This window comes from Pelagibius marinus, from assembly GCF_014925385.1.
GTDB lineage: Bacteria > Pseudomonadota > Alphaproteobacteria > Kiloniellales > Kiloniellaceae > Pelagibius > Pelagibius marinus.
The window spans coordinates 12,496-32,322 of record NZ_JACSDK010000024.1 but is presented as its reverse complement, the minus strand read 5'-3'; the positions used below and the strand labels follow the sequence as shown (position 1 = coordinate 32,322).

Here is a 19,827-nt window from a genome sequence, read left to right as displayed (position 1 = left end):
GATATTGATGTGCTGTACGCGTTTTCAAACCCCGCAGATATATAAACTATTGATTTGGCACAATTTATGCGTTCCGCCCCTGGGCACCATTTTATCTCAATAAATCAATATCTTGATGGCGATGCCAGTCGCTTGCTTTTTGGTGCCACTGAGGCCAGGTAGCAAATAGGTAGCAGCAGGTGCGATTTCGGCCCTGCCGGGAACCACCCGGGAGGCCGATCCGAGGGACGGGGCTCTCAGTGAATCGGCCCGTCCGGCTTGGTCGCCTTCGCCAAAGCCTCCTTGCGATCCGCTATCTCCGTCCTTCGGTGGTTTTCCGCCGCTTCCTCCCGCGCTATCTGAAACGCCTCCTTCAGGGTCGCGTCGGATAGAGTCGAGGACTCGTCTGGTTTCTCCAGTGCCTTGTCCGGCGTCTCTGCCCCCTGGGCGCTTGGGCGATCTGCCGGCGACACATCGTGCTGCTCCACACCATTCTGCACTTCGCCCCCGGCGCAGCGCGACTCAACGGTGCCCGCGCCACCTGGGCGCACCCCCCACCCCTGGGGGGTGTCCCGCGCGCGTTCGCTGGCTCATCTTCACCACCCACCGATCTTGCCCAGCAAATTTGAAAATCTAGGCCGACACTTTGTCGCCTATGGACTCCTGTGTGGTTCCTGGCCGGAACCCTGAAAGTTGGGATGGAAGCCGCCAAGCTCATGACTGGGTGGTCGATCTAACGATCACTGGTAAGGCCAGGAACAATCTGCAGTCTCTGTCCTTGGCAAGGGTGGGGTCGCGGTGCGGTTTCCGCTCAGACCAGCCACGCAAAGCCCCGTCCGGCTGTGCCGGGCGGGGCTTTGCGCCGGTCTCACTCGCCGCCGCGCCGTCTCGGTGGCCCCAATCAGCGTGATGGCTCGACCAAACCGACTTGGCGATTTATGACTACATGCTAACCCCGGCCATTTGGAGTGAGTTAGCCCGCATTCTCACGCAAAAAGGAGACGGCTTTCCTCTGCATGGCTCTGCGGTCCGGATGCCGGCTGCAGAGTCGTTGCGCAGACGGTTTCGGTGAGCCTGTTCCCCCAGCGGTCGTTCCCAGCGGACGGCGATACAGGCATTTTGGCTATCTCAGACCCAATACGGAATCCGGAGACTCGCCTTCGGCAAGGCGCCGGTCGATTTCGGCTTCTTTGGCAAGCTGGCCGGGTAAGCGCTGACGGAATGCGGCTTCCTCGGCAGCAGAAACGACAACTACGCCATCATCATCTGCAACAACGATGTTGCCGGTTTCACACAGGGCCAAGCCGATCGAGATAGCGACTTCCGTCTGACCATCGTGGCACTTGTGAGTGCCACGAACGCTGATGCCCATCGCAAATATCGGCAATTTCAATCGGCGGAGTTCGCGAATGTCCCGGACGGCGGCATTGACGACAAGGCCTGCGATTCCTCTCGCCAGGGCCGCCTTTGCGGTTCCGCTTCCCAGCGCGGTAATCTCCGCTGCACCGCCCATATCGGCAACAACAATCGATCCTGTCGGCGCGACGGCAAGTGCTTGCCATAATCCTTTGGCATCACCTGGCCAGCAGCGCACAGTGTAGGCGCGGCCGCAAACGGGTTCCAGATTCTCCACCATGGCGCGGATGCCCGGGCCTGCAGCGCCCCGCTTGGCATTGGCCTCGTACGCCGAGGCCGCTGAAACGCCGGAAAGAAAATCCAATGACATGGCGCGTCTCTCCGGCTCAGCCCATCGTGCTCGGAAGGTAAAGGGAGAGCTGCGGAACGAGGATCAGTAGCAGCAAAATGGCGAGTTCGAGAATGACAAAGGGGACGACGCCTTGGATGATCTCCGTGAGCTTCAGTTGCCCTTGGCTCGCTGCCAATGCGGCATATAGGTTGATGCCCATGGGCGGAGTGATTGCACCGATTTCCACCATCTTCACGAATAGCACGCCCAGCCAAATGCCATCGATTCCGAGTTGTTGCGAGATGGGATAGACGAAGGGAAGCGTGATGACCGCCATCGAGGCGCCATCGATGAACATACCCAACACCAGGTACAGGACGACAAGGATGGCAAGGAACTGGTACTTGCCGATGCCAACGTCTGTGAGCACGCCGACCAGTTCCGGAATGAAGCCGGAGGTGATGAGGAACCGCGCAAAGATGAACCCGGCAATCACAATGAAGAATATTGAAGCGGTCAGTTTTGCCGTTTCCACGGCGCTCTCGGCAAAGCTTTTCCAGGTGAGCCGGCGTTGGGACAAGGCAATGACGATTGCTCCGGTGGCGCCGATCGATCCAGCCGCGGATGGCGAAAAAAGGCCCGCGTAGATACCCCCAAGAATGACAATGACAAGCAGTCCGAACGACCAAAGGGGCCGAAGCGATAGCAGGCGTTCCCGGCGAGAAATCAATTCGTCGACCTGCGGAGCCAAGTCGGGCTTGAATCGCAGGAGAACTTTGAGCGCCAGGAAATATCCGAGCACGGTGACGATGCCCGGAATGAGTCCGGCAACGAAAAGACGCCCAACCGATTCTTCCGTTAAGATGCCATAGATTACAAACCCCAGAGAAGGCGGGATCATGACGGCGAATGTGCCTGCGGCCGCAATGCAGCCTGCACTGAGCCCCTTGTCGTAGCCGAGCTGCCTCATATGCGGCAGCGCCATTCTTGAAAACGCGGCGGCATTGACCACTGTCGAACCCGATACGGCGGCGAAACCGGCAGAGGCGACGGTGACTGCGTAGAAGAGCCCGCCGTGCGTTGTCGAGAGCCATTTGGCGGCGGACTTGAAGATCGCTTCGATCATGCCGGAGACGCTCGCGATGTTGCCCATCAGTATGAAAGTCGGGACAACAACGAAGGAATACTCAGCGGCCGTGGCCAGCGGGATGGTTTGAAACATCACCAACATGAAATCGGGACCGGACACGAGGTACATCCCCGCGGCCGCCGTAAGCGCGATGGCGACTCCCACCGGCACGCCGATGAACGACAGGCCGATGATCGAGAACGCGGCGAGACCGCCGATGGCTACAACGGACATCTTCCCTCTGGGGACCTAGGAACTGGTGGAATCGGCCCGGCCGATTGCATGGCGGACCAGTTGTCGCAGGAATTCAAGCAGGCCGATCAGACAGCAGATAAAAACGCAGGCCTTAATCAAATAGAGTGGAAAGGGCACAAACCCCGGGGAAAGCTCGCGAATGGCAAGGCTTCTCATGGCCAAGATATAGCTCTGCCACGAGAACAACGTGAAAAGCAGAGTACCGGCCAAGAGCGTGATGAGCTCCGCGATGAACTTTGCGCCGCCAGCCAGCCGTGATGTGAAGATATCTACCGAAATGTGCGCCCGGTAGTATTGCACCGATGCGAGCGCACCGAACACCGTAAGACCCATAAGTGCCTCCTGGAATTCGAATGCGCTTGGGATGGCCCGGTTGAACAGCTGGGAAAAGAGTACCTCAGCGGTGCCGAGAAGTGCCAGCGCAACGGCGAGGGCAGCAGCGGCATAGAGCGCACCCTTTGTCAGGGCGCGCACTATGAGGTCGAGTAGCCCGAAAACCAGACATGCGGAACGAACGGCAGGGGAAAACGGGTTTTCGGACTGCGATTTCATGGCCAGATTGCTTCGCTATGCTATTGAGATTCGGCTAGCGCCTTGCGGGCATAGGTCACGATCTGCTCTGCGGCTTCACCGCGGCCCTCTTCAGTCTGTCGGTTCAGCCATACCTGCATCAGATCCGGGACCGAGGCCAGAAGTTGCTCCGTTTCCTCAAAATGGACGATCTCGGCGCCGTTGGCTACAAGGCTTTGCACGGCTTGGTCGGACTTGGCGTTGGTGTTGTTGAGGCTATAGATTTCGGCGTCGGCGGCAGCCTGCATGATGATCGCCTGATCTTCCGCAGACCACTGGTTCCAATTCGTCGTCGAGACGAGCGTGGGCGCAAACTCGATCATGCCGAAGGGAACGTCGATCAGATACTTGGCCACTTCGTAGAGCTTCAGGCTGTTCAGGAACGGCGGCGGCAGGAAGGTGCAGTCGAACACCCCTTTGTCCAGTCCGTCGTACATTTCGTTGGTCACCACGTTCACGGCGTTTGCCCCGAGCGACTGCCACATAACTGGAACATAGGCACCGAAAGCCCGCAGTTTCGCGCCGTCGAAGTCGGCGATCTTGCGGAATGGCTTGGTGCATAGAAGTTGGTAGTGAGGCAGGTGTTGTACAAACAGCGGCTTGGCGCCGATACGGTCCAACTCGGCTTTGATACCCGTACTGTGCTGGTAAAGCCAATTGGACATTTCGGTGAGCTTCACGGCGTCCCTGTGGACGGGGAATATCGTATTCATGAACCCCATCAGCGGGGTTTCGCCGTACTGAGCGGTTTCCAACGTGGTGAAGTCGACCGCGCCGGCCGATATCAACGGGAGCATCTCCTGCTGCTTGCCGAGCGCGCGGTTCCAATAGACCTCGACCTTGATCCGGCCGTCCGAGAGTTCAGCAACCCTGTCGGCGAAGTACTGGTTGCCTTCGGAGATGATGTTCGCTTCCGGCGTATGAACCGCATATTTCAGCGTCAGTTCCTGTGCCGAGGCTGCTCCCGTCAGCGCGAGGGCGCCTGCCACCGCCGCAGCAAGTCGAATCTTGATCAATGTTCTTCCTCCCCGTTGTTCTTATATAAAAACATTGTTCAAATAAGTGAACGAATGATGTATACCTTCCTGCCCCGATGAGTCAAGCGGCATTCACGGTGATGGAGGAACGAAGTGGGCAAGACTGCGGTCGAAAAGATTCTGTCACGGATTGAAGGGCGGCCGGTCAAACGGGGAGAACTAATCTTTCCCGTGGCAGAACTGGTGACGGTGCACGACTGGTACGTGTGCAACATGAGCCAGACACTAGCCGAATTCGGCGTGACGTCCCTTTACGATCCACGAAGGATCGCATTCTTTACTGATCACGAACCGATCGCGGTATCTCCGCAGGCCGCACTTCGTCAGAAGGCCACCCGGGAAATCGCGCGCCGATTCGAGGTTGAGCATTTCTTCGACGTCGGCCGTGGCGGCAACGGGCACATATTCGGCGTGGAGATCGGCCTTGCGCGTCCGGGCATGTTCGCCTCTGGTTATGACACGCATGTCACAAGCTATGGCGCCATCGGCTGCTTCGCCACAGCAATTGTAACTGAAGTGGCAGAGTTGGCAGCCTGCGGCTCCGTGTGGTTGGAAGTGCCTCGTAGCGTCAGGATCGATCTGACGGGAGACCTGGCCAAAGGCGTCTACGCGAGGGACGTGGCCCAATACCTCATCAGCGCCTACGACGCGGAAATTTTTGACGATGCCGTTGTCGAGTTCTCGGGCCCGGCGCTGAAGCGGTTCAGCATCGACGACCGCTTCGTGCTGGTGAACACCCCGATGGAGGTTGGCGCACGCACGGGCTTTATCTCCCCGGACGACATCTGCCTTGCCCACTGCGCCCTTAGAGGCATAGACATCTCGCTCGCCCAAAGCAGCGACGATGATGCGGACTGGGCGGAGGTCATCGAGTTGGACCTCGGCGGCATAGAGCCGCAGGTTGCGAAGCCGCCGAGACCGGATCTTTCCGTGCCCTTGTCCGACGTGAAAGGAACACGGTTCCAACATGCCTTCATCGGGTCCTGTGCGGCAGGGATGCTGTCGGATATGCGAACTGCAGCGCGCATCCTTGAGGGAAGGCAGGTGCATTCCGATGTCCGGCTCTTCGTCACGCCGGCCACCCAGCAAATTGCGGTCCAAGCCGCGCGAGAAGGACTGATGGAGATTTTTGCTGAAGCCGGTGCGGTTGTCACGGCGCCGGGGTGCGGCGCCTGTGCCGGGGGCCGGATCGGTCCCACGGCGGAGGGAGAGGTATCCCTCAATACAGGCACCCGCAATGATTTTGGCCGCCTCGGCTCGACGGATGCGCGGATTTACATCGCCAGCTCCGCCACCGTTGCTGCTTCCTGCATCTCGGGGGCCATCAGCGACCCGCGCGAGTTTCTGACGGAGGTGGCGAATGTCTGAGCCCACGAGCGCCGGGCCACATTCAGCGTTTCGCTGGACCTACGAAGGACGTGCTTGGATCTTCGGTGACGAAGTTGGCGTGGACGGGGACCTGATGCCCCTGGAGTTCGCGCTCAAGCGGGAGACGCGCCTCGATGTCCTCGCCCGACACACCTTTGAGCAGCTCGATCCCGACTTTCACAAGAAGGTGGCGCCCGGCGACATCGTCGTCGCCGGGAGGCGGTTCGCCCAAGGCAACCCCCACATCCAAGGTCTGTTGGGGCTGAAAGGACTGGAACTCGGGCTGATTTGCGAATCAATCTCCAGCGGCAGCTTTCGCAACGCGGTCAACGCCGGGCTCGCGTTCCTGCCCAACTGCCCGGCGGTGCGCAAGCACGTCGGGCAGGGAGACAGGCTGCGTGTGAATTTTGAAACCGGGGAGGTGTCGAATCTCTCAACCGGTTGGACTAGCCACTATTCTCCGCTTCCAGAAGCGTTGCGGACCATCGTGGCGGGCGGCGGATGGAGACTGCTTTTCCGCCGGGGGTGGGCAGAAGCGGCGCCACCGCCGCCCTGATGACCAGCCCGCCTTACCGGAGACGCTGGCGCAGGGAGTCGACGGCTGCCGGCCTTTCGAGCCGGCAGCCTGCCAACCAGGGACGAGGGGTCATAGGAGGAAATGGAGCTTGGCCGAACAGCAAGGACACTAGGCCGCCGCCTACGGCTTCCGATCGGGAGACGCACAGCCGGGCGCTCCTGCCCGCTCGGCCATGCGGCGGCCCTTGGCGTTCGCCAAGAAGTCAACCGCGATTCAACGCGCAGAGGCGCAGCTGGATGCAACCTGAACGCCTGCGTTCGCGATCGCACGGTCCTGCTGTTGAGTAGCCCCGGCTGCGCCGATGCCACCGACGATCTCGTCCTTGATGACCAGAACCTCTCCGCCCTCGGCAGCATGAACATGAAGGTTCATAAATCCGAGGATTGCCTGGCGCCCGCCGGCGAGAGCATCAGAGAAGATCTTAGTCGAGCGCTTGTAAAGCGCGGCCGAGAGCGCCTTTTCGATAGCGAAATCCACGCCGGCCTTGTGCGCGTTGTCCATGCGGCTCAACACCACGACACGACCGGAGGTGTCGACCACTGCCACGGTGACGTTCAAGTTGTTGGCCCTGGCATGATCGAGCGACGCGTTCAGCGCCGCCGTCGCGCAGGATTGCCCGATGTCGGGCCCATAGGGAAGCGGAAAGGTATTGGGAACAGGTGTGTCCGCCAGCAGCTCCATCGGAGCCAAAAGCAATCCAAGGGCGGCAATTCCCGCCGCGGCTACCGAGGAAGCCTTGAACCTCCGCCTTTCGAATTTGGCTATATCACCAAGCCAGGCCTTTGTTGCCTTCATACTGAACGTCTCCACTTGATTGCGGGCAATACTTGAGTGGCGAAGAGGATTGCATCAGGGAGAAGCGCCGTCCAATTCGATGAGATGAACTCACGATAAGGGGAACTGATGAGGTAGAAATGGATTTACGAACATTCGAATGCATCATCATGTTGGTCGAAGAAGAGCACTTCGGCCGTGCCGCGGAAAGGCTCTGTATTTCTCAGTCGGCGCTTAGCCAAAGGATCGCGAAGGCAGAAGCGGAGCTTGGCTCCCGGCTATTCGACCGGACATCGGGAGCGGTTCGTGCCACTGCGATAGCCTGCGACCTAGCGCGCCGGGCACGAGACATCGTCAATCAGGCGCGAGCGGCCGTTGCGGAAGCGAAGGATGCGGTACGCCGACGACAAAGGCGCGTTCGCATCGGCTATACCCAGGTCGTCTTGAACAGCAATATGCCGGCGATTCTGCGCAGGATTCAGTCTAGCCTGCCGCAGGTCGGGGTCGAGGTCGAAGAGATTCCCTCACCGACCCAGGAACGAGCTTTGGCTAACGGACGCCTGGATATCGGCTTTTTGCATCCGCCGCTTTGCGAGCCAAGCCTGGCTTTCCATGACCTTGAGCCGATCCCAATGGTGCTGGCGGTGCAATCCGGCTGGCCCATCGCCGCGCGTCAGGAGTTGACGCTCGGAGACCTCAAGGATCTGCCATTCCTGATTGCCCCTCGTTCCATCGGGCCAAGTCTTCACGATGGTATCCTTTCTGCCTTCCGCCGGGCGGGAGTCGACCCCAAAATCGTCAGCGAAGTCTCCCCTATGACAAGCATGTTGGGACTGATATCGGCCGGCATAGGGGCCGGCTTGGTTGCGCAAAGCATGGTTCGGACCGCCCCAGCAAATGTGGTCTTCATACCCGTTGCTGAGAAGCTTCCCGAACTGCCGGTCGCCATTGCATGGCACAAAGGTGAGGTTCGACCGGAGGTTCAATCCGTAATCGCGATTTTCCGCGAGGTTTGATCGCATAGGGGCGCGATCGGGCATGCCAGTTGCGACGGGAAAACTCTGTTGATTGGCCCTTGCCCGGACCCCCGCGGCGTCCCGGATCCGCCGCGTGGTATTGCAGGCCTGCGGCAAGAGAAAAGCATTTGGGTGCCACCTGGCAATGCGGCAGCGGCTGCGCCGTGGTCGAGACGGGCGCCGCCTGCGCGTCATGAGACGCCTCCGGAATCACCCTGCTCCCTGTCAAGGTTGCCCCATGGGGCGTACTTCCAACAAGCTGACATCTGTGGCCCCCGTCGTCGTCAGGGCGCAAAGTATGGTTCTGGCGACATCCGTGGACGCAATCGGCTTGTAAGGCCTCGACTTGATGCCATTCAGGAAGGTCGGGTTCTCGGTGTATCGAAGAAAGTCGGTATCACCAACCAGCCCGGGAGCGACCTCTGAAACGCGAATGCCCTTGCTGTGAAATTCAAGGCGCAGCGCTTCGGAGAAGGCAGCCAGGGCGTGCTTGGTTGCCGAATAAACGGCGACATTGGGAAAGACCTGGCGGGCGACGACGCTCGAAACATTGACGACATGGCCGCTTCCTCTCTCAACCATGCCGCGCAGCACCTCCTGTGTAAGCCGGAAGGTGGCCGAAATATTGGTCTCGATCACATTGTCCCAGAAGTCCATGTCACCTTCCAGAAACGGTGCGTTTTGAGATATGCCGGCATTGTTGATGAGGACATCTATAGGCCCGCTTTGCCGAACGAGATCCTTTATATGGTCTTTGTCCTTCAGATCCCCCCGGATGGTGCGAATTCCCGGGCCGCCTTCTGATCGGAGCGAGTGTAGCAACTCTTCGCGGCGGCCTGTCGCGACAACCTCTGCTCCTTCTTTGGCTAGCAAGAGCGCCGTCGCCCGGCCAATTCCACTGGTAGCGCCGGTCACCAGGACGATTTTGCCCTCAACCGGTGATCTGGCATGTTCTGACATCAATGAATCCCCATCCGGCAACTGCCGGAGCCTGTAGCCAGCAATTTCAAAATTGCCCTTCCGGCATAAGTTCAAGGAAATCGACGCCGACTCCCGGCGGACTGGTCAACGCGTACGCAACAGAGCGCGCCACGTCTCGAGATGAGATCGGCTTATAAGGTCGTTCGTCAAACTGCCGCGCCAGAGCGGGATGGTTGTTGTAGCGCTTGAAGTCGGTGTCTCCCACCAGTCCCGGCGAAATCTCGGTCACTCGGATGCCGTGGGGCGCAAGTTCCAGCCTCAATGATCGGCCGAACATGCTTACCGCCGCCTTACAAGCAGAATAGGCAGCTGCGTTGGCCGTGGGTCTCGATGAAAGCGCCGAACCGATCAGGATAATCTGGCCGCGGCGCTTGCTATCCACCAGTTGCCGGGAAACCTTCTGACATACCGACATAGCCGCCAGAACGTTGGTCTCCAACATCGCGCGCCAATCGTTGGGATCGGCCTCAAGAAACGGCGCGGGTACAACGACGCCGGCCGTGGTGACCAAGATGTCGATGGCCCCCAATGCTCGCAAAACGCTGTCGAGGAAAGGACCATCACGCACGTCGCCGACGAAGTAGCGTGAGGAGTTTTCCGGTTGTCCGCCGGCGCTTGCGTCGATCTCCTCGCAAAGGCCTTTCAGCGCTTCCTCGCGCCGCCCAAGGGCGACAATACGGGCACCAAGACCAGCCAGCCGCACCGCAACTGCTCTTCCGATTCCGCTCGAGGCTCCGGTTATGAGCGCGAGATTTCCAAGTAAAAGCTGATCGCCTCCTGTGAGATCAGCTATCCGCTCCTCTGATGCATCCAGCATATCGCTCTCGACGTGAAGTGCGCGCCGGCCGCGGTAGATCGCACCCAGCGTTTGATGTCGAGTAACGCAATAGCGTGATTGGGAGAAAAGTTCAACTATAGAAACTAAGTTCTCATACGTGATCTCTCCGATTCCTCATGGTCGGAGTACTCGGGAGCGTACTGATCCTGCAAGGGTTTCAGCGCATTGTGGATCAGCTTCCGCGATTTAGCGTTCAGGCGCGAAGAAGGAAGCGCAACGCTGATCGATCCGAAAGGCAGCGCCGATGCAGGACCGAAGAGCGGTATCGCACAGGCGCTCAGGCCATCGAACAGGGTGTCCCGCACTTCGCTGACAGCGCCCGCGGCAATATCGGCCAAATCCGTCACAGTGTCGGGATCCAGCGTGTATCCTAACTTTTTGGCCGTCTTTAGGTGCCGCCTCTGCTCGCGGGGATCAAAGAAGGCGAGCATCGCCCGTCCCGCGGCGGTGAGAATTGCCGGAGCGCGGTCTCCGATACGCATGACTGCCGAAAGGACATGCCGTCCCAACTCGTGGTGCACGACAAGAATGTCGTCGCCATCGAGAATGGCGATATGGGCGGTCTCACCAAGGCTGCGGGCCAGCTGCGCAACCTCCGGCACCACACGTCGGATGGGGTCGAAATTGCGCAGATAGGCATTTGAGAGAACAAGGATTTGTGGGCCGAGTCGGAATAAGCCGGTCGACTCGTCGAACTCAAGATAGCGGGATTGTGTAAGATCCTTGAGAAGAGCGGTCATACTGCTCTTCGGGATACCCAGGGCCTTTGATATCTCTCCGTGAGACATTCCCACGCCGGATTTGGCCACAGCCTCGAGGATCTCAAGAGTTCTTACCGCAGATTTGGCCATTCTTCTCTTCGGTTGTCCGGGAGCTTGTCCATGATGAACATTTAACGAGACGGCGGCGGACCATCGCTGCCGGCACTGCCTCCTAATGCTGGATGCAGGAAGCCATTATGGCCTCGCTGCTGCAATCTCCGATTCCCCTACGATCTCACAAGACAATCTCGTTTCCAGCGGCGCATCAATTCGCCCAGTGCCCGCTCGGGTAAAACGCTATATCTGAAGGTCAACGTATAGCAATCCGCTATCCAACCAGGAAAGAGATTTGTTCGCGCCTGCGCGAGGTCGGGTTTGGTAAGAGCCTGCCAGGTGCAGTGTGGCCGGATTCCTGATGGGCTTGCGGTGGATCTCGCAGAACTGCTGGCGACTGTAGCCCATGATCCGGGAGGCCCTGGAGACGTAGTTGAACTCGGCGGCAAGCCCGAGCATGGAGAGCTTGCGCTGTGCTACCTTCTGGTCGGTGGTCATATTGATCCCCTGATCGGGTCGGACGTTTGGCAAAACGACCCTGACTCCAATCAGGAACGGCATGGCCACCACCGGTCCGCCGACCTCATTAGGGGGGCGGTCCGGCGCTAGCCGACTGTCAGGTGATTACCGTCACAGAACACCAGGACTACGACAAGGCGCAGCTGCCTTCGGCCGACGGCGGCCTCACCCCCAAGTACGCACGCGGGCGGTCCCAGGGCGACCGACTGCGCAACTCCGGCCATCTCCGTCGGTCGTGACTTTACCCCCTTAACCAAATCAGGCCGCTGCTCACCTTGATGCAGGTCAACGGCGCAGTTGCCGAGGGTCGAAGTCGGAATGGTATGGTCCCTGGAAGCGCGGCATAAGTATTTGGACGGGCATCCTGGGTACGGTAGCGCCGTGCGGCTGCTTTACGCCGAGGGGGCAAGCTCATAGAAATGTTGAAAATAGCTTTCGGCCTCAGGCTGCCGGCCTGCCGCGGCGCATAGCCCGAGCGAAAGCCGGGGAAAGCTTCCCTTTGGCACTGACGTCAGACATGCTGAACGTCGGGAATTGGCACTTTGCGGAAGTGAGCAGGCTGACCGCGTTGGTCCGGCTTCCGCCGGCTAGCAGACCTCGATGATTACGAATGTATTCAAGCTTACGCCTAAGGGAATGTCGGTCTCGGTGTTTGCGTGTGCGCCTCATGGATGAGGGCGTCCAGTGGCGCGCCGTGGCATATGGGTGGCACAAGGTTATCATCCGTCTTAGGGAAATCTTTGAATCTCAATGTCATAGTGGACTGCCGCCGTCAGGCTCATAACCTGAAGGTCGCAGGTTCAAATCCTGCCCCCGCAACCAATTAAATCAACGGCTTAGCCACAAAAGGCTAAGCCGTTTTTCTGTGCCCGGAAGCAGGGCGGTAGGGGCGGCGCACGGGCCGCGGCCATCTACTCGCTGATCGGGACGGTTACCGGAACCGCCCAGGCATGAACGCGAGACCCTGTGCCGCCGTGACGACCAGGCCTGCGGCCTTACCAGCTATCGCTGTGCGGTGAGCATCTTCGCCGCAATTCAGAGGGTTTAACGCTATCCGGCAAGATCAGTGTTTGGGGCCAGCATCGGCAAGGCGGCATTCACCGAACGCTTGATCGCCTCACGGCTGAAGCCGGATATCGATGATCCCGAAGTAGAGGCCCCGGGGCCGATGACCATAGACGGAAACGTGATCGATATAGCTTCCGAAGGAGATGCCTTTCCAGCTGTGCTCTTCTCCAGGGAACCTTTCGGCGAACCAGCGAAGGTTGTGCTGATCGTACTCCCGGATCACAGGGAAAGGCCCCAACGAACGAGCCGCCGCCTTGACGTCGATCAGCTCGACAATCAGTTCATTCCAGAGCCCAGGCTGGAGATCAATCAGCCACGATCCAGGCCGATCACTGGACCGTGACCTGGTTCGAAAGCACTTCTCGAAAGCAACGTCCGGCCGCAGCAGGATCGGACCAGACACGCTGTCCACGCCGTAGTTTCTACTGGCCCGCAGCGTGAATGCGCAATCCCCATTGGCGTAGCCATAGTACGGCAACGGCGCGTAATCCTCGCCGCGCGAGAAGTTCGCCTTCACGAATCGGTGGAACAGGAATGCCTTGCCGTCCTGCCGCGCAAAGTACGGACCTCCGCCTATCTGCTTCTCGATTGGCTGATCCGAGACGAGAACGGGTATATCGTTGGCGCCGACCACGGCCTTCAGATTCACTTCCGCTTTCGGCGCATCACAGGGGACATAGCGCCACGGTAGCGGCTGCTTGTCGAGCGGACACAGTGAGGCGTACTCGATACCGTCCGGCGCGGGGGACGAAGGAACCGCATCTTCCGCGTTGCGAATTGTCGCTACCATGAATGAAGCAGGATTCCAGATGCCGTTCTCCCAGCCGCCGATGACTTTGACGCCGCCGAGGAAGTCGGTCTCCGGCTTGCGCTTCAGATACCAGACGCTGAGGCTTTCGAGCAGGAAGAGAGCCATCCTGCGCCAGAGGCCGTAGCTTTCGGACACAACCGCGCTTTCCGGCCGACTGAAATCCACCCAGGCAGAAAAGAATTTCGCGTTTGGTCGAGCCTGGCTCGTCAGGTCGACAGCGAAGGGGACAGTCACGTCGGCGTCGGAGTACTCGAACCACTGCGCAGCTTCCGAGCCGTCTCTCTTGCGAGCGATCCCCTGCCCGGTGAAAAGGTGACGCAGCGATCCGGTCACTTTGTCGAGCTGGTATGTTCCACTGATCAGGTCAGACACGTTCGTCTCTCGCTAGCTGGCGCCACCTTTGCCTCAGTTCGTCAGAGGTAGCTGTCACTGAACACGAAGGCGGCCGGGATGAGTACAGCAAGCGCATAAGAGACCGTGAAGAGCGACAGCAGCGCGGCGGCGATCCGGGAGCCCTTCAGGTGGATGATCAGGTAGCCGGCGATGCCGAACTGGAACAGCAGAAAGGCGCCCAGCAGCGCGAACAGCGGATATCCATAGACCTCGCTGTTGAACAGCTGCGCAGCAGAGACGAGGACCTGGCTCAGCAGAAAGAGAGGCAGGAACCACAGGAGACCAAATCGCCCCCACCAGATTGCCGCGAAAGCGGCAAGGACGAGTCCGATGGTGCCTGGCCAGGCAAGGACCGAGAAGTCTGTCGAAGTGGTGAGCGACCCGAAGTACATCCGGGGCATACTGAAGAAGGTCCACACGGCCTTTGTCCACGGCGAAACTTCCATAAATTGCTCCCGAGCCAAGTCTGCAGTCGCGAACGACTGCGTCAACGCAGCCACTGGCGATGACCTGTAAGTAGTGGCACGCCTTGGTGAATTTCAACCGAAAAAGGCGCCAGACTACTGGGTGGTAGGGAGGTGCAGACGGGCGGGGCCCCGCAACTCTCCCGGTGAGAATCCCTCCTTCCAAGCCTATATGGCTTTGCGCGGGGACCCTCGTTCTCGGCTAGAGTTGAGGGTTGCGTAAAGCCCGCGACGCAAGCATGGAAAACAGTGCCGCCGAGAGAGAAAGCATGACGCTTATGCCGGAATTTCGGTCACTGACATGGTCACAGGCAAAGGCCTCGAAATCGAAGAAGATGATGCCGCCCGCGATGAGAAAGCACCAAAACGCGGATGCGGCAGTTCGCCTGACAATCTTCTTGCCGATCAGTTTCTTGGTCCGATAGATCGGGAGCAGCCAAGCCAATGCCCGTATCAGTGCCACGTCCAGGACGACGGCGCCCGTCATGCTGAAAATCTGAAGTCCGGCATAGAGAGATCCGAGATCAGCCCGGCCGCAAGCAGCAAAATTCTCGTAAGTCTGTCGGACGCCGGGGAGGATGTGGAGGAGAATAGAGAGGTCCGGCAGGGCCGGTAGCGCTGCCCAGGCAAGACCAAAGACGATGAAAATCGGGAGGTTCATCAGAAAGAGAAAGGCAAAGAGGGGCAACATCACCCACCACCGAAGGGCCTGGTAGTCGCGAGTCAATTCCATGCCGCGCTCTACGCTGTTCATTACGGGGAAGCGAAGCTTGCTCTTCAAAAGCCCCCCATTACCTGCGCGACAAGATGGATCTCTTGACTTCTGTTGCACTCCCGATGACGCAGGAGATGCAACGCACAGTTTAATATCTCAGATGCTGACAGTGTCGCCAAGTCTGTGCCTTGGTCGAAAAGTCAGAGGCGACGTTCGCCGTGTCAGCGACACCATATCGGGCCAAGAGCTGGCTACCCAAATTGCCATACTCGCAAGATCAATGACGTTAAGACTCCAGTTTCCAACCCCAACGCGTCAGAGAGCGACAATCTGGATTGACCGACGATATCGCCTCTCGCTCCAGGTCTCACACAAACGACGAGGCGCTATGTCGGGACGATCTTTCATGGGCAGTTGAGGAGCAATTTGCGAAGCGTATCGTGCTCGCTGTTTCAGCAAGCGAATGTGCGATTTTGGGTGCGCCCAAGTTACGAGTTTCGGCACAGTTGGTTGCGTGCCCCCGCAACCAACAAGACACCCCGCCAAACGGCGGGGTGTTTTGATTCGCAGGAACGGGATGGTATGGCGCTGGCCTCTGTGTTCATTGCCTCACGGCGCGGAGAGGAGTGCCGGCTGGCCGTCGGTCAAGGCAGCCCGTGGACGCACCGTAACAAGAAACTGGCGCAGGGCGTCTGACTCGACCGGCTTGTTCAGGTAGTGGATTTCTGTGGACTGGCAGGCGTGGCGCAGTTCGCTGGACCTGTTGGCGGTCACGAGGGCCGCCGGAATGTCGCCGAACAGCCTGCGGATCTCCTTAATTGCGGAAATACCATCCTCGCCGCCGTCCAGTTGGTAGTCGACGAGCAGCACATCCGGTGCGACTCCGACGTCCTGCAGCAAAGCCACGGCTTCGGCCTGGCCGGCAACGTCGAACACACTGATGCCCCAGTTCTCGAGTCGTGTCGTCATGGCGTCGCGCATGCCGCGGTCGTTCTCGATCACCAGCGCGATGAGATCCGCCGCGTCCTGGCCGTCCGCCGGGTCGATGCGGCGCTGGATGGTTCTCGCCGGCGCCGCACCGGCGGCTCTGGGAACGGTCACGAAGAAGGCGGTGCCGCGCCCCGGCTGTGAGCGCAGGGACAACGCATGGCCGAGCAGGGTGCAGGCACGCTCGACGATGGCGAGGCCCAGGCCGACGCCTGCGCTCTCGCCCGCGCACTCGGTTGTGTCGAGGCGCTGGAACTCCTTGAAGATGACGTCTTGCTGGTCTTCCGGAATACCGGGACCGCTGTCCCAGACCTGCAGCGTCAGGCTCGATGCCTGCCGGCGGGTGCCGACCAGCACTCTGCCCGACTTGGTATAGCGGATGGCGTTGGCGATCAGGTTCTGAAGAATTCGCCGCAGGTAGGCCGGATCGCTCTCTACCATGAGCTTGCAGTCCATGACCGTCAGGGTGAGGCCCTTCTGCTGGGCCAGGGGCTCGAACTCATCGCGCAGCGGTCCCAGGATCTGGTCTATCGGAAAGGCCGTGACCTCGACGGCCGCGCGGCCCGAGTCGAGTTTTGAAATGTCGAGCAGCGCGCCGAGGATCGCCTCCACGCTGCCGAGGGCGCTGCTGGCCTTCTGGGCGGTCAGGCGGGCCCCCTCGCCGAGTGCCATCTCCTCCAGGGAGGAGATGAACAGCTTGGCCGCCGACAGCGGCTGCAGCAGGTCATGGCTGGCGGCGGCGACGAAGCGCGACTTGGAGGCATTGGCGCGCTCCGCTTCCTGCAGCGCGTCCTCCAGCGCCAGGGTGCGCTCCAGCACCCGCTGTTCCAGGGTCTCGTTGATCGCCGAGAGCGCTTCTATCGCCTCGCGCTCGGCGGTGACGTCGGTGAAGCTGATCACGAAACCACCGTCCGGCATCTCCTGGCCGGAGACGTCGAGATAGGTGCGGCCCTGATGCTTGGCCTCCAGGGAAAGCGGCAACCGGCCGCCACCATGGTTCACCCAATCGGTCAGCGTCGAAAGCGACTGACCGTCAGGAAAGGCCAGGTCTCCGCCGATGTGCTCGAAGAGGTGCTCGAAGCTCCGGCCGACACGCAGGAGGCTCATGGGTAGATGCAGCAGCTCACCGAAACGCGTGTTCGAGCCGGCAAGGCGGTGCTCGCTGTCGAAGATGCAGATCCCCTGGTTGATGTGGTCCAGGGTCGCCCGGATCAGCCGCGCCTGGTCGTCCAGCAGCTTGTCTCTTTCCCGCCGCTCCAGCCGGATCATGTCGGTCACGTCGGTCTGCAGGATCGCCGTCCCTTGATCCGGCGTCCGGTGTTCGCTGACCTGGATCCAGCGGTCCTGGGCGACCCTGACATTGAAATTGACGTGGCTTTCCCGGTGCTTGCGCTTGCGCTTGCGGGCCCAGCTTTCCGGCGTTTCACCGTCCGGCAGGGCCAGGAAGGGGCTGTGGCTGACCACGCGCACGAACTCCTGGAAGGTCAGCCCGGGCTGCAGCGCCTGCCTGACATCAGGCATGTGCATGCCGAAGCGGCTGTTGCACATGACCATGACGTCGTCGGCATTGAAAATAGCGAAACCCTCCTGCACAGCCTCCAGGGCATTGGACAGGTCCGCCCGCGCGCGCTCGGCGGCGGCCGTCGCTCTCGACAGCTCCGCGTTCGACTGGTTCAGCAGTTCGAGAGTCTGTTCCAGGTCCGCCGTGCGCGCGCGAACCTCTTCTTCCAGCATGAGGGCGCGGTGGAAGTGGGCATAGGCGGCGCCGCTTTCGTTTGTCGCCTGTTCCACGCGCCGCATCAGCACGGAGGTGATCTTGAGCAGCTTCTTCTGCTGCAGCTCGACGGAATCGTTGGGGTCTACCAGCAAGGGCCTCAGGGCTCCCTTGGTGGTGACGGCGGATAGATGGCGATGCCGGTCATGGTCTGGTTCACGTGCACGGCGTTCATCTGTTCGCCATAGGTGCTGAATCCGATCACCTTGTTCTTGGAGAGGATGCGCGAGACCGCGCCGACCGCCTGCTTCTGCTCGGCCTCGAGGCGGCGCAGGATACAGTCGCAAGCGATGATGGCCTCCGGTGCTGCCGAATTCGAAAGGTCGTGCAGGGCCTCGTCGAGATGAGCGGCGATGTCGCGTGGCTCGGCGAGCGTCAGGACCAGGCCCTCGTCGATGGCCGAAAAGAACGTCAGGTCGCCGTTCGGCTCGACTTTCTGAATGGCGCGCACGTGATGCCTGCCACCGACCTTCACCACTACCGGATGGGCCGCAAAGATGAAGGGGGAGAGTTGCTCCGAGTCCAGGCCGACGACCCGTGCATATTCGCGTGCAGCCGGCTCCGCATTGATCTCGTGCACGACCCGCCGCTCCGGATCCGCTTCGGTGACCACCATCTTGCGGTCCGTGGGCTGCAGATGGTCGAAGTTGAAGACCTTTATTTGGCAGCTGGTGCGCAGCAGCGCCAGCACGGCAGCGTTCTGGTAGATGCTGCCGTTGCAAAGAATGAAAGTCTGCCGGAAATCGAGGCCATCGCCGGCCGAGCCGCCGAACAGCGGCACCGGGCCCAGCGCCAGGTCGAGCGTCGAGACCAGTTGGTCCTCCAGCAGCGACATGCCGTCGACCATAAGGAAGGCGAACTCGGAGTGCCAGTCGGGCGCCATGCGCGCCAGCTCTCCGCGCAGCCGCACCGTGGCGCTGGCGACGTGGCGGCGGCCCAGTTTCTCCAGATTGTCGATCAGGTGGATCAGAGAGACGAAGTGCGACGAGGGGAAGGCGGCGGCGACGATCTCGTTCTCCGTATAGCCTTCCGATGAGATCTCGCCGGCAGTTGTGCAGCCGATCACCGGCGTGGTGCCGAAGGCCTCCCGGGCGGCGCCGGCCACGGCGGGCAGGTCGGCGTTGGGTGAGATGAAGAGCACTACCAGGCTGAGCTCGGTGGGCCCGATCTCGGCCGCAATCCGGGAAATCGCGGCTTGGGCATCGTCGGCCGCGGCATGGGCTGTCCGCAGAACAGGCACCCCAGCCACGTCCGCCGCACAGGGCGGAGCCATTGCTCCCATAGGACGCTCCCCAACTGCTTCTTGTTTCTTATTGCGGGAAGGTTAGGGGAGCTAGTTGTCGTCTTGCAAGAGCTTTGAAAAGTGGGCGTTCTGGGCCATCACCACGGCCTGTGTACGGTTGTGGACGCCAAGCTTGCGCATAATGGCGGTGATATGGGCCTTAACGGTGGCCTCGGCGATGGAGAGGTCGTAGGCGATTTGCTTGTTCAGCTTGCCCTCGCAGATGCACTGCAGGATCCGGGCCTGCTGCGGTGTCAGCTGTGCCAGGCGCTGGATCACGTCCTCGCTGGCCGAGGGGGCGTCGCCGTCCTCTTCGGCGGGGGCCACATAGTCGCTAGGAAGATGTACCTTTCCGGCCCAGATGTCGGCAAAGGCGCGGGTGAAGACGTCCCGCTGGCTGTGCTTGGGCACGAAACCCGCAGCGCCGGCCCGGATGGCGGAGGTGATGATGCGGTTCTCCGACAATGAGGAAACGACGATGATGGGGACCTGCGGCGCGGCCCTCTTCAGGCGGATCAGGCCGTCCAGGCCGTTGACGCCAGGCAGGTTGAGGTCCAGCAGGATGACGTCCGGCTTGGTCGCCTCGCCCAGCAGGGCAATCGCGTCTTCGAGGCGCCCGGCGGTCAGGACCTTGTCCACTTTGACGGCAGTTTTCAGCGTCATCGAGAGCGCTTCACAGAAGAGCGGGTGATCGTCGACGATAAGTGCGCAGACCAAGCTGACTTTCTCCGGCTGTGGCGCGGGATCTGTCGAGGCCTCCGTCATTTGGTTACTGCTTTCCACCGCTT

At 60.4% G+C, this 19,827-nt stretch carries 17 protein-coding genes and 1 pseudogene; 3 read left to right on the top strand and 15 right to left on the bottom strand.

What is annotated here, in order from left to right; all coding sequences use genetic code 11:
• Positions 1–1,102: 1,102 nt before the first annotated feature.
• The 4 genes from H7X47_RS25420 to dctP are packed head-to-tail and all read right to left on the bottom strand — an operon-like array spanning position 1,103 to position 4,636.
• Positions 1,103–1,705, bottom strand: a complete 603-nt coding sequence (locus H7X47_RS25420; RefSeq protein WP_193371594.1) for an RraA family protein — start codon at positions 1,703–1,705, stop codon at positions 1,103–1,105.
• A 16-nt stretch (positions 1,706–1,721) separates the two neighbouring features.
• Positions 1,722–3,029: a TRAP transporter large permease gene (locus H7X47_RS25415; protein WP_193371593.1), complete on the bottom strand. Its 1,308-nt coding sequence runs from the start codon at positions 3,027–3,029 to the stop codon at positions 1,722–1,724.
• 15 nt (positions 3,030–3,044) lie between these two features.
• Positions 3,045–3,602 (bottom strand): TRAP transporter small permease, encoded by a 558-nt coding sequence (locus tag H7X47_RS25410; protein ID WP_193371592.1) that lies wholly within the window; start codon positions 3,600–3,602, stop codon positions 3,045–3,047.
• Positions 3,603–3,622: 20 nt separating this feature from the next.
• Positions 3,623–4,636, bottom strand: coding sequence for a TRAP transporter substrate-binding protein DctP (gene dctP, locus H7X47_RS25405; protein ID WP_193371591.1), 1,014 nt, complete (start codon positions 4,634–4,636; stop codon positions 3,623–3,625).
• 114 nt (positions 4,637–4,750) lie between these two features.
• On the opposite strand from dctP, the gene H7X47_RS25400 reads away from it, so the two are divergent.
• Both H7X47_RS25400 and H7X47_RS25395 read left to right on the top strand, forming a co-directional pair.
• Entirely contained in the window at positions 4,751–6,025 is a 1,275-nt protein-coding gene (locus tag H7X47_RS25400; RefSeq protein ID WP_193371590.1) for a 3-isopropylmalate dehydratase large subunit, read from the top strand.
• The gene (locus tag H7X47_RS25395; RefSeq protein WP_193371589.1) at positions 6,018–6,581 is read left to right on the top strand and encodes a 3-isopropylmalate dehydratase small subunit; all 564 of its coding nucleotides are present in this window, start codon (positions 6,018–6,020) and stop codon (positions 6,579–6,581) included. Before H7X47_RS25400 ends, H7X47_RS25395 begins: the two co-directional genes overlap by 8 nt.
• 234 nt (positions 6,582–6,815) lie before the next feature.
• On the opposite strand, the gene H7X47_RS25390 is transcribed toward H7X47_RS25395, so the two are convergent.
• A complete protein-coding gene (locus tag H7X47_RS25390) occupies positions 6,816–7,397 on the bottom strand; it encodes a GlcG/HbpS family heme-binding protein (RefSeq protein ID WP_193371588.1) in 582 nt (193 codons plus the stop codon).
• A gap of 119 nt (positions 7,398–7,516) precedes the next feature.
• Between H7X47_RS25390 and H7X47_RS25385 the strand changes: the two genes are divergently transcribed.
• Positions 7,517–8,392, top strand: coding sequence for a LysR family transcriptional regulator (locus H7X47_RS25385; RefSeq protein WP_193371587.1), 876 nt, complete (start codon positions 7,517–7,519; stop codon positions 8,390–8,392).
• A gap of 225 nt (positions 8,393–8,617) precedes the next feature.
• Here H7X47_RS25385 and H7X47_RS25380 read toward each other — a convergent pair whose 3' ends face one another.
• The 10 genes and pseudogenes from H7X47_RS25380 to H7X47_RS25335 all read right to left on the bottom strand — a co-directional run bounded on the left by H7X47_RS25380 (position 8,618) and on the right by H7X47_RS25335 (position 19,756).
• Positions 8,618–9,352 carry an SDR family oxidoreductase gene (locus H7X47_RS25380; protein WP_193371586.1) on the bottom strand — a complete coding sequence of 245 codons (735 nt, stop codon included), beginning with the start codon at positions 9,350–9,352 and terminating at the stop codon, positions 8,618–8,620.
• 46 nt (positions 9,353–9,398) lie between these two features.
• The gene (locus H7X47_RS25375) at positions 9,399–10,190 is read right to left on the bottom strand and encodes an SDR family oxidoreductase (protein ID WP_193371585.1); all 792 of its coding nucleotides are present in this window, start codon (positions 10,188–10,190) and stop codon (positions 9,399–9,401) included.
• A 104-nt stretch (positions 10,191–10,294) separates the two neighbouring features.
• Positions 10,295–11,062: an IclR family transcriptional regulator gene (locus H7X47_RS25370; protein WP_193371584.1), complete on the bottom strand. Its 768-nt coding sequence runs from the start codon at positions 11,060–11,062 to the stop codon at positions 10,295–10,297.
• 333 nt (positions 11,063–11,395) lie between these two features.
• Positions 11,396–11,524 (bottom strand): annotated as a pseudogene (locus tag H7X47_RS26020) (IS481 family transposase); the annotation flags it as partial.
• 1,138 nt (positions 11,525–12,662) lie between these two features.
• Entirely contained in the window at positions 12,663–13,796 is a 1,134-nt protein-coding gene (locus tag H7X47_RS25360) for a hypothetical protein (protein WP_193371582.1), read from the bottom strand.
• Between the two features lie 41 nt (positions 13,797–13,837).
• Complete coding sequence (locus H7X47_RS25355) at positions 13,838–14,263, bottom strand: hypothetical protein (protein WP_193371581.1); 426 nt, start codon at positions 14,261–14,263, stop codon at positions 13,838–13,840.
• Between the two features lie 220 nt (positions 14,264–14,483).
• Entirely contained in the window at positions 14,484–15,062 is a 579-nt protein-coding gene (locus H7X47_RS25350; RefSeq protein WP_193371580.1) for a hypothetical protein, read from the bottom strand.
• 543 nt (positions 15,063–15,605) lie between these two features.
• Complete coding sequence (locus H7X47_RS25345; protein ID WP_227010810.1) at positions 15,606–17,852, bottom strand: hybrid sensor histidine kinase/response regulator; 2,247 nt, start codon at positions 17,850–17,852, stop codon at positions 15,606–15,608.
• 5 nt (positions 17,853–17,857) lie between these two features.
• Positions 17,858–18,997 carry an FIST N-terminal domain-containing protein gene (locus tag H7X47_RS25340; protein ID WP_319633685.1) on the bottom strand — a complete coding sequence of 380 codons (1,140 nt, stop codon included), beginning with the start codon at positions 18,995–18,997 and terminating at the stop codon, positions 17,858–17,860.
• A 93-nt stretch (positions 18,998–19,090) separates the two neighbouring features.
• Positions 19,091–19,756: a response regulator gene (locus H7X47_RS25335; protein ID WP_227010809.1), complete on the bottom strand. Its 666-nt coding sequence runs from the start codon at positions 19,754–19,756 to the stop codon at positions 19,091–19,093.
• Positions 19,757–19,827: the final 71 nt, after the last annotated feature.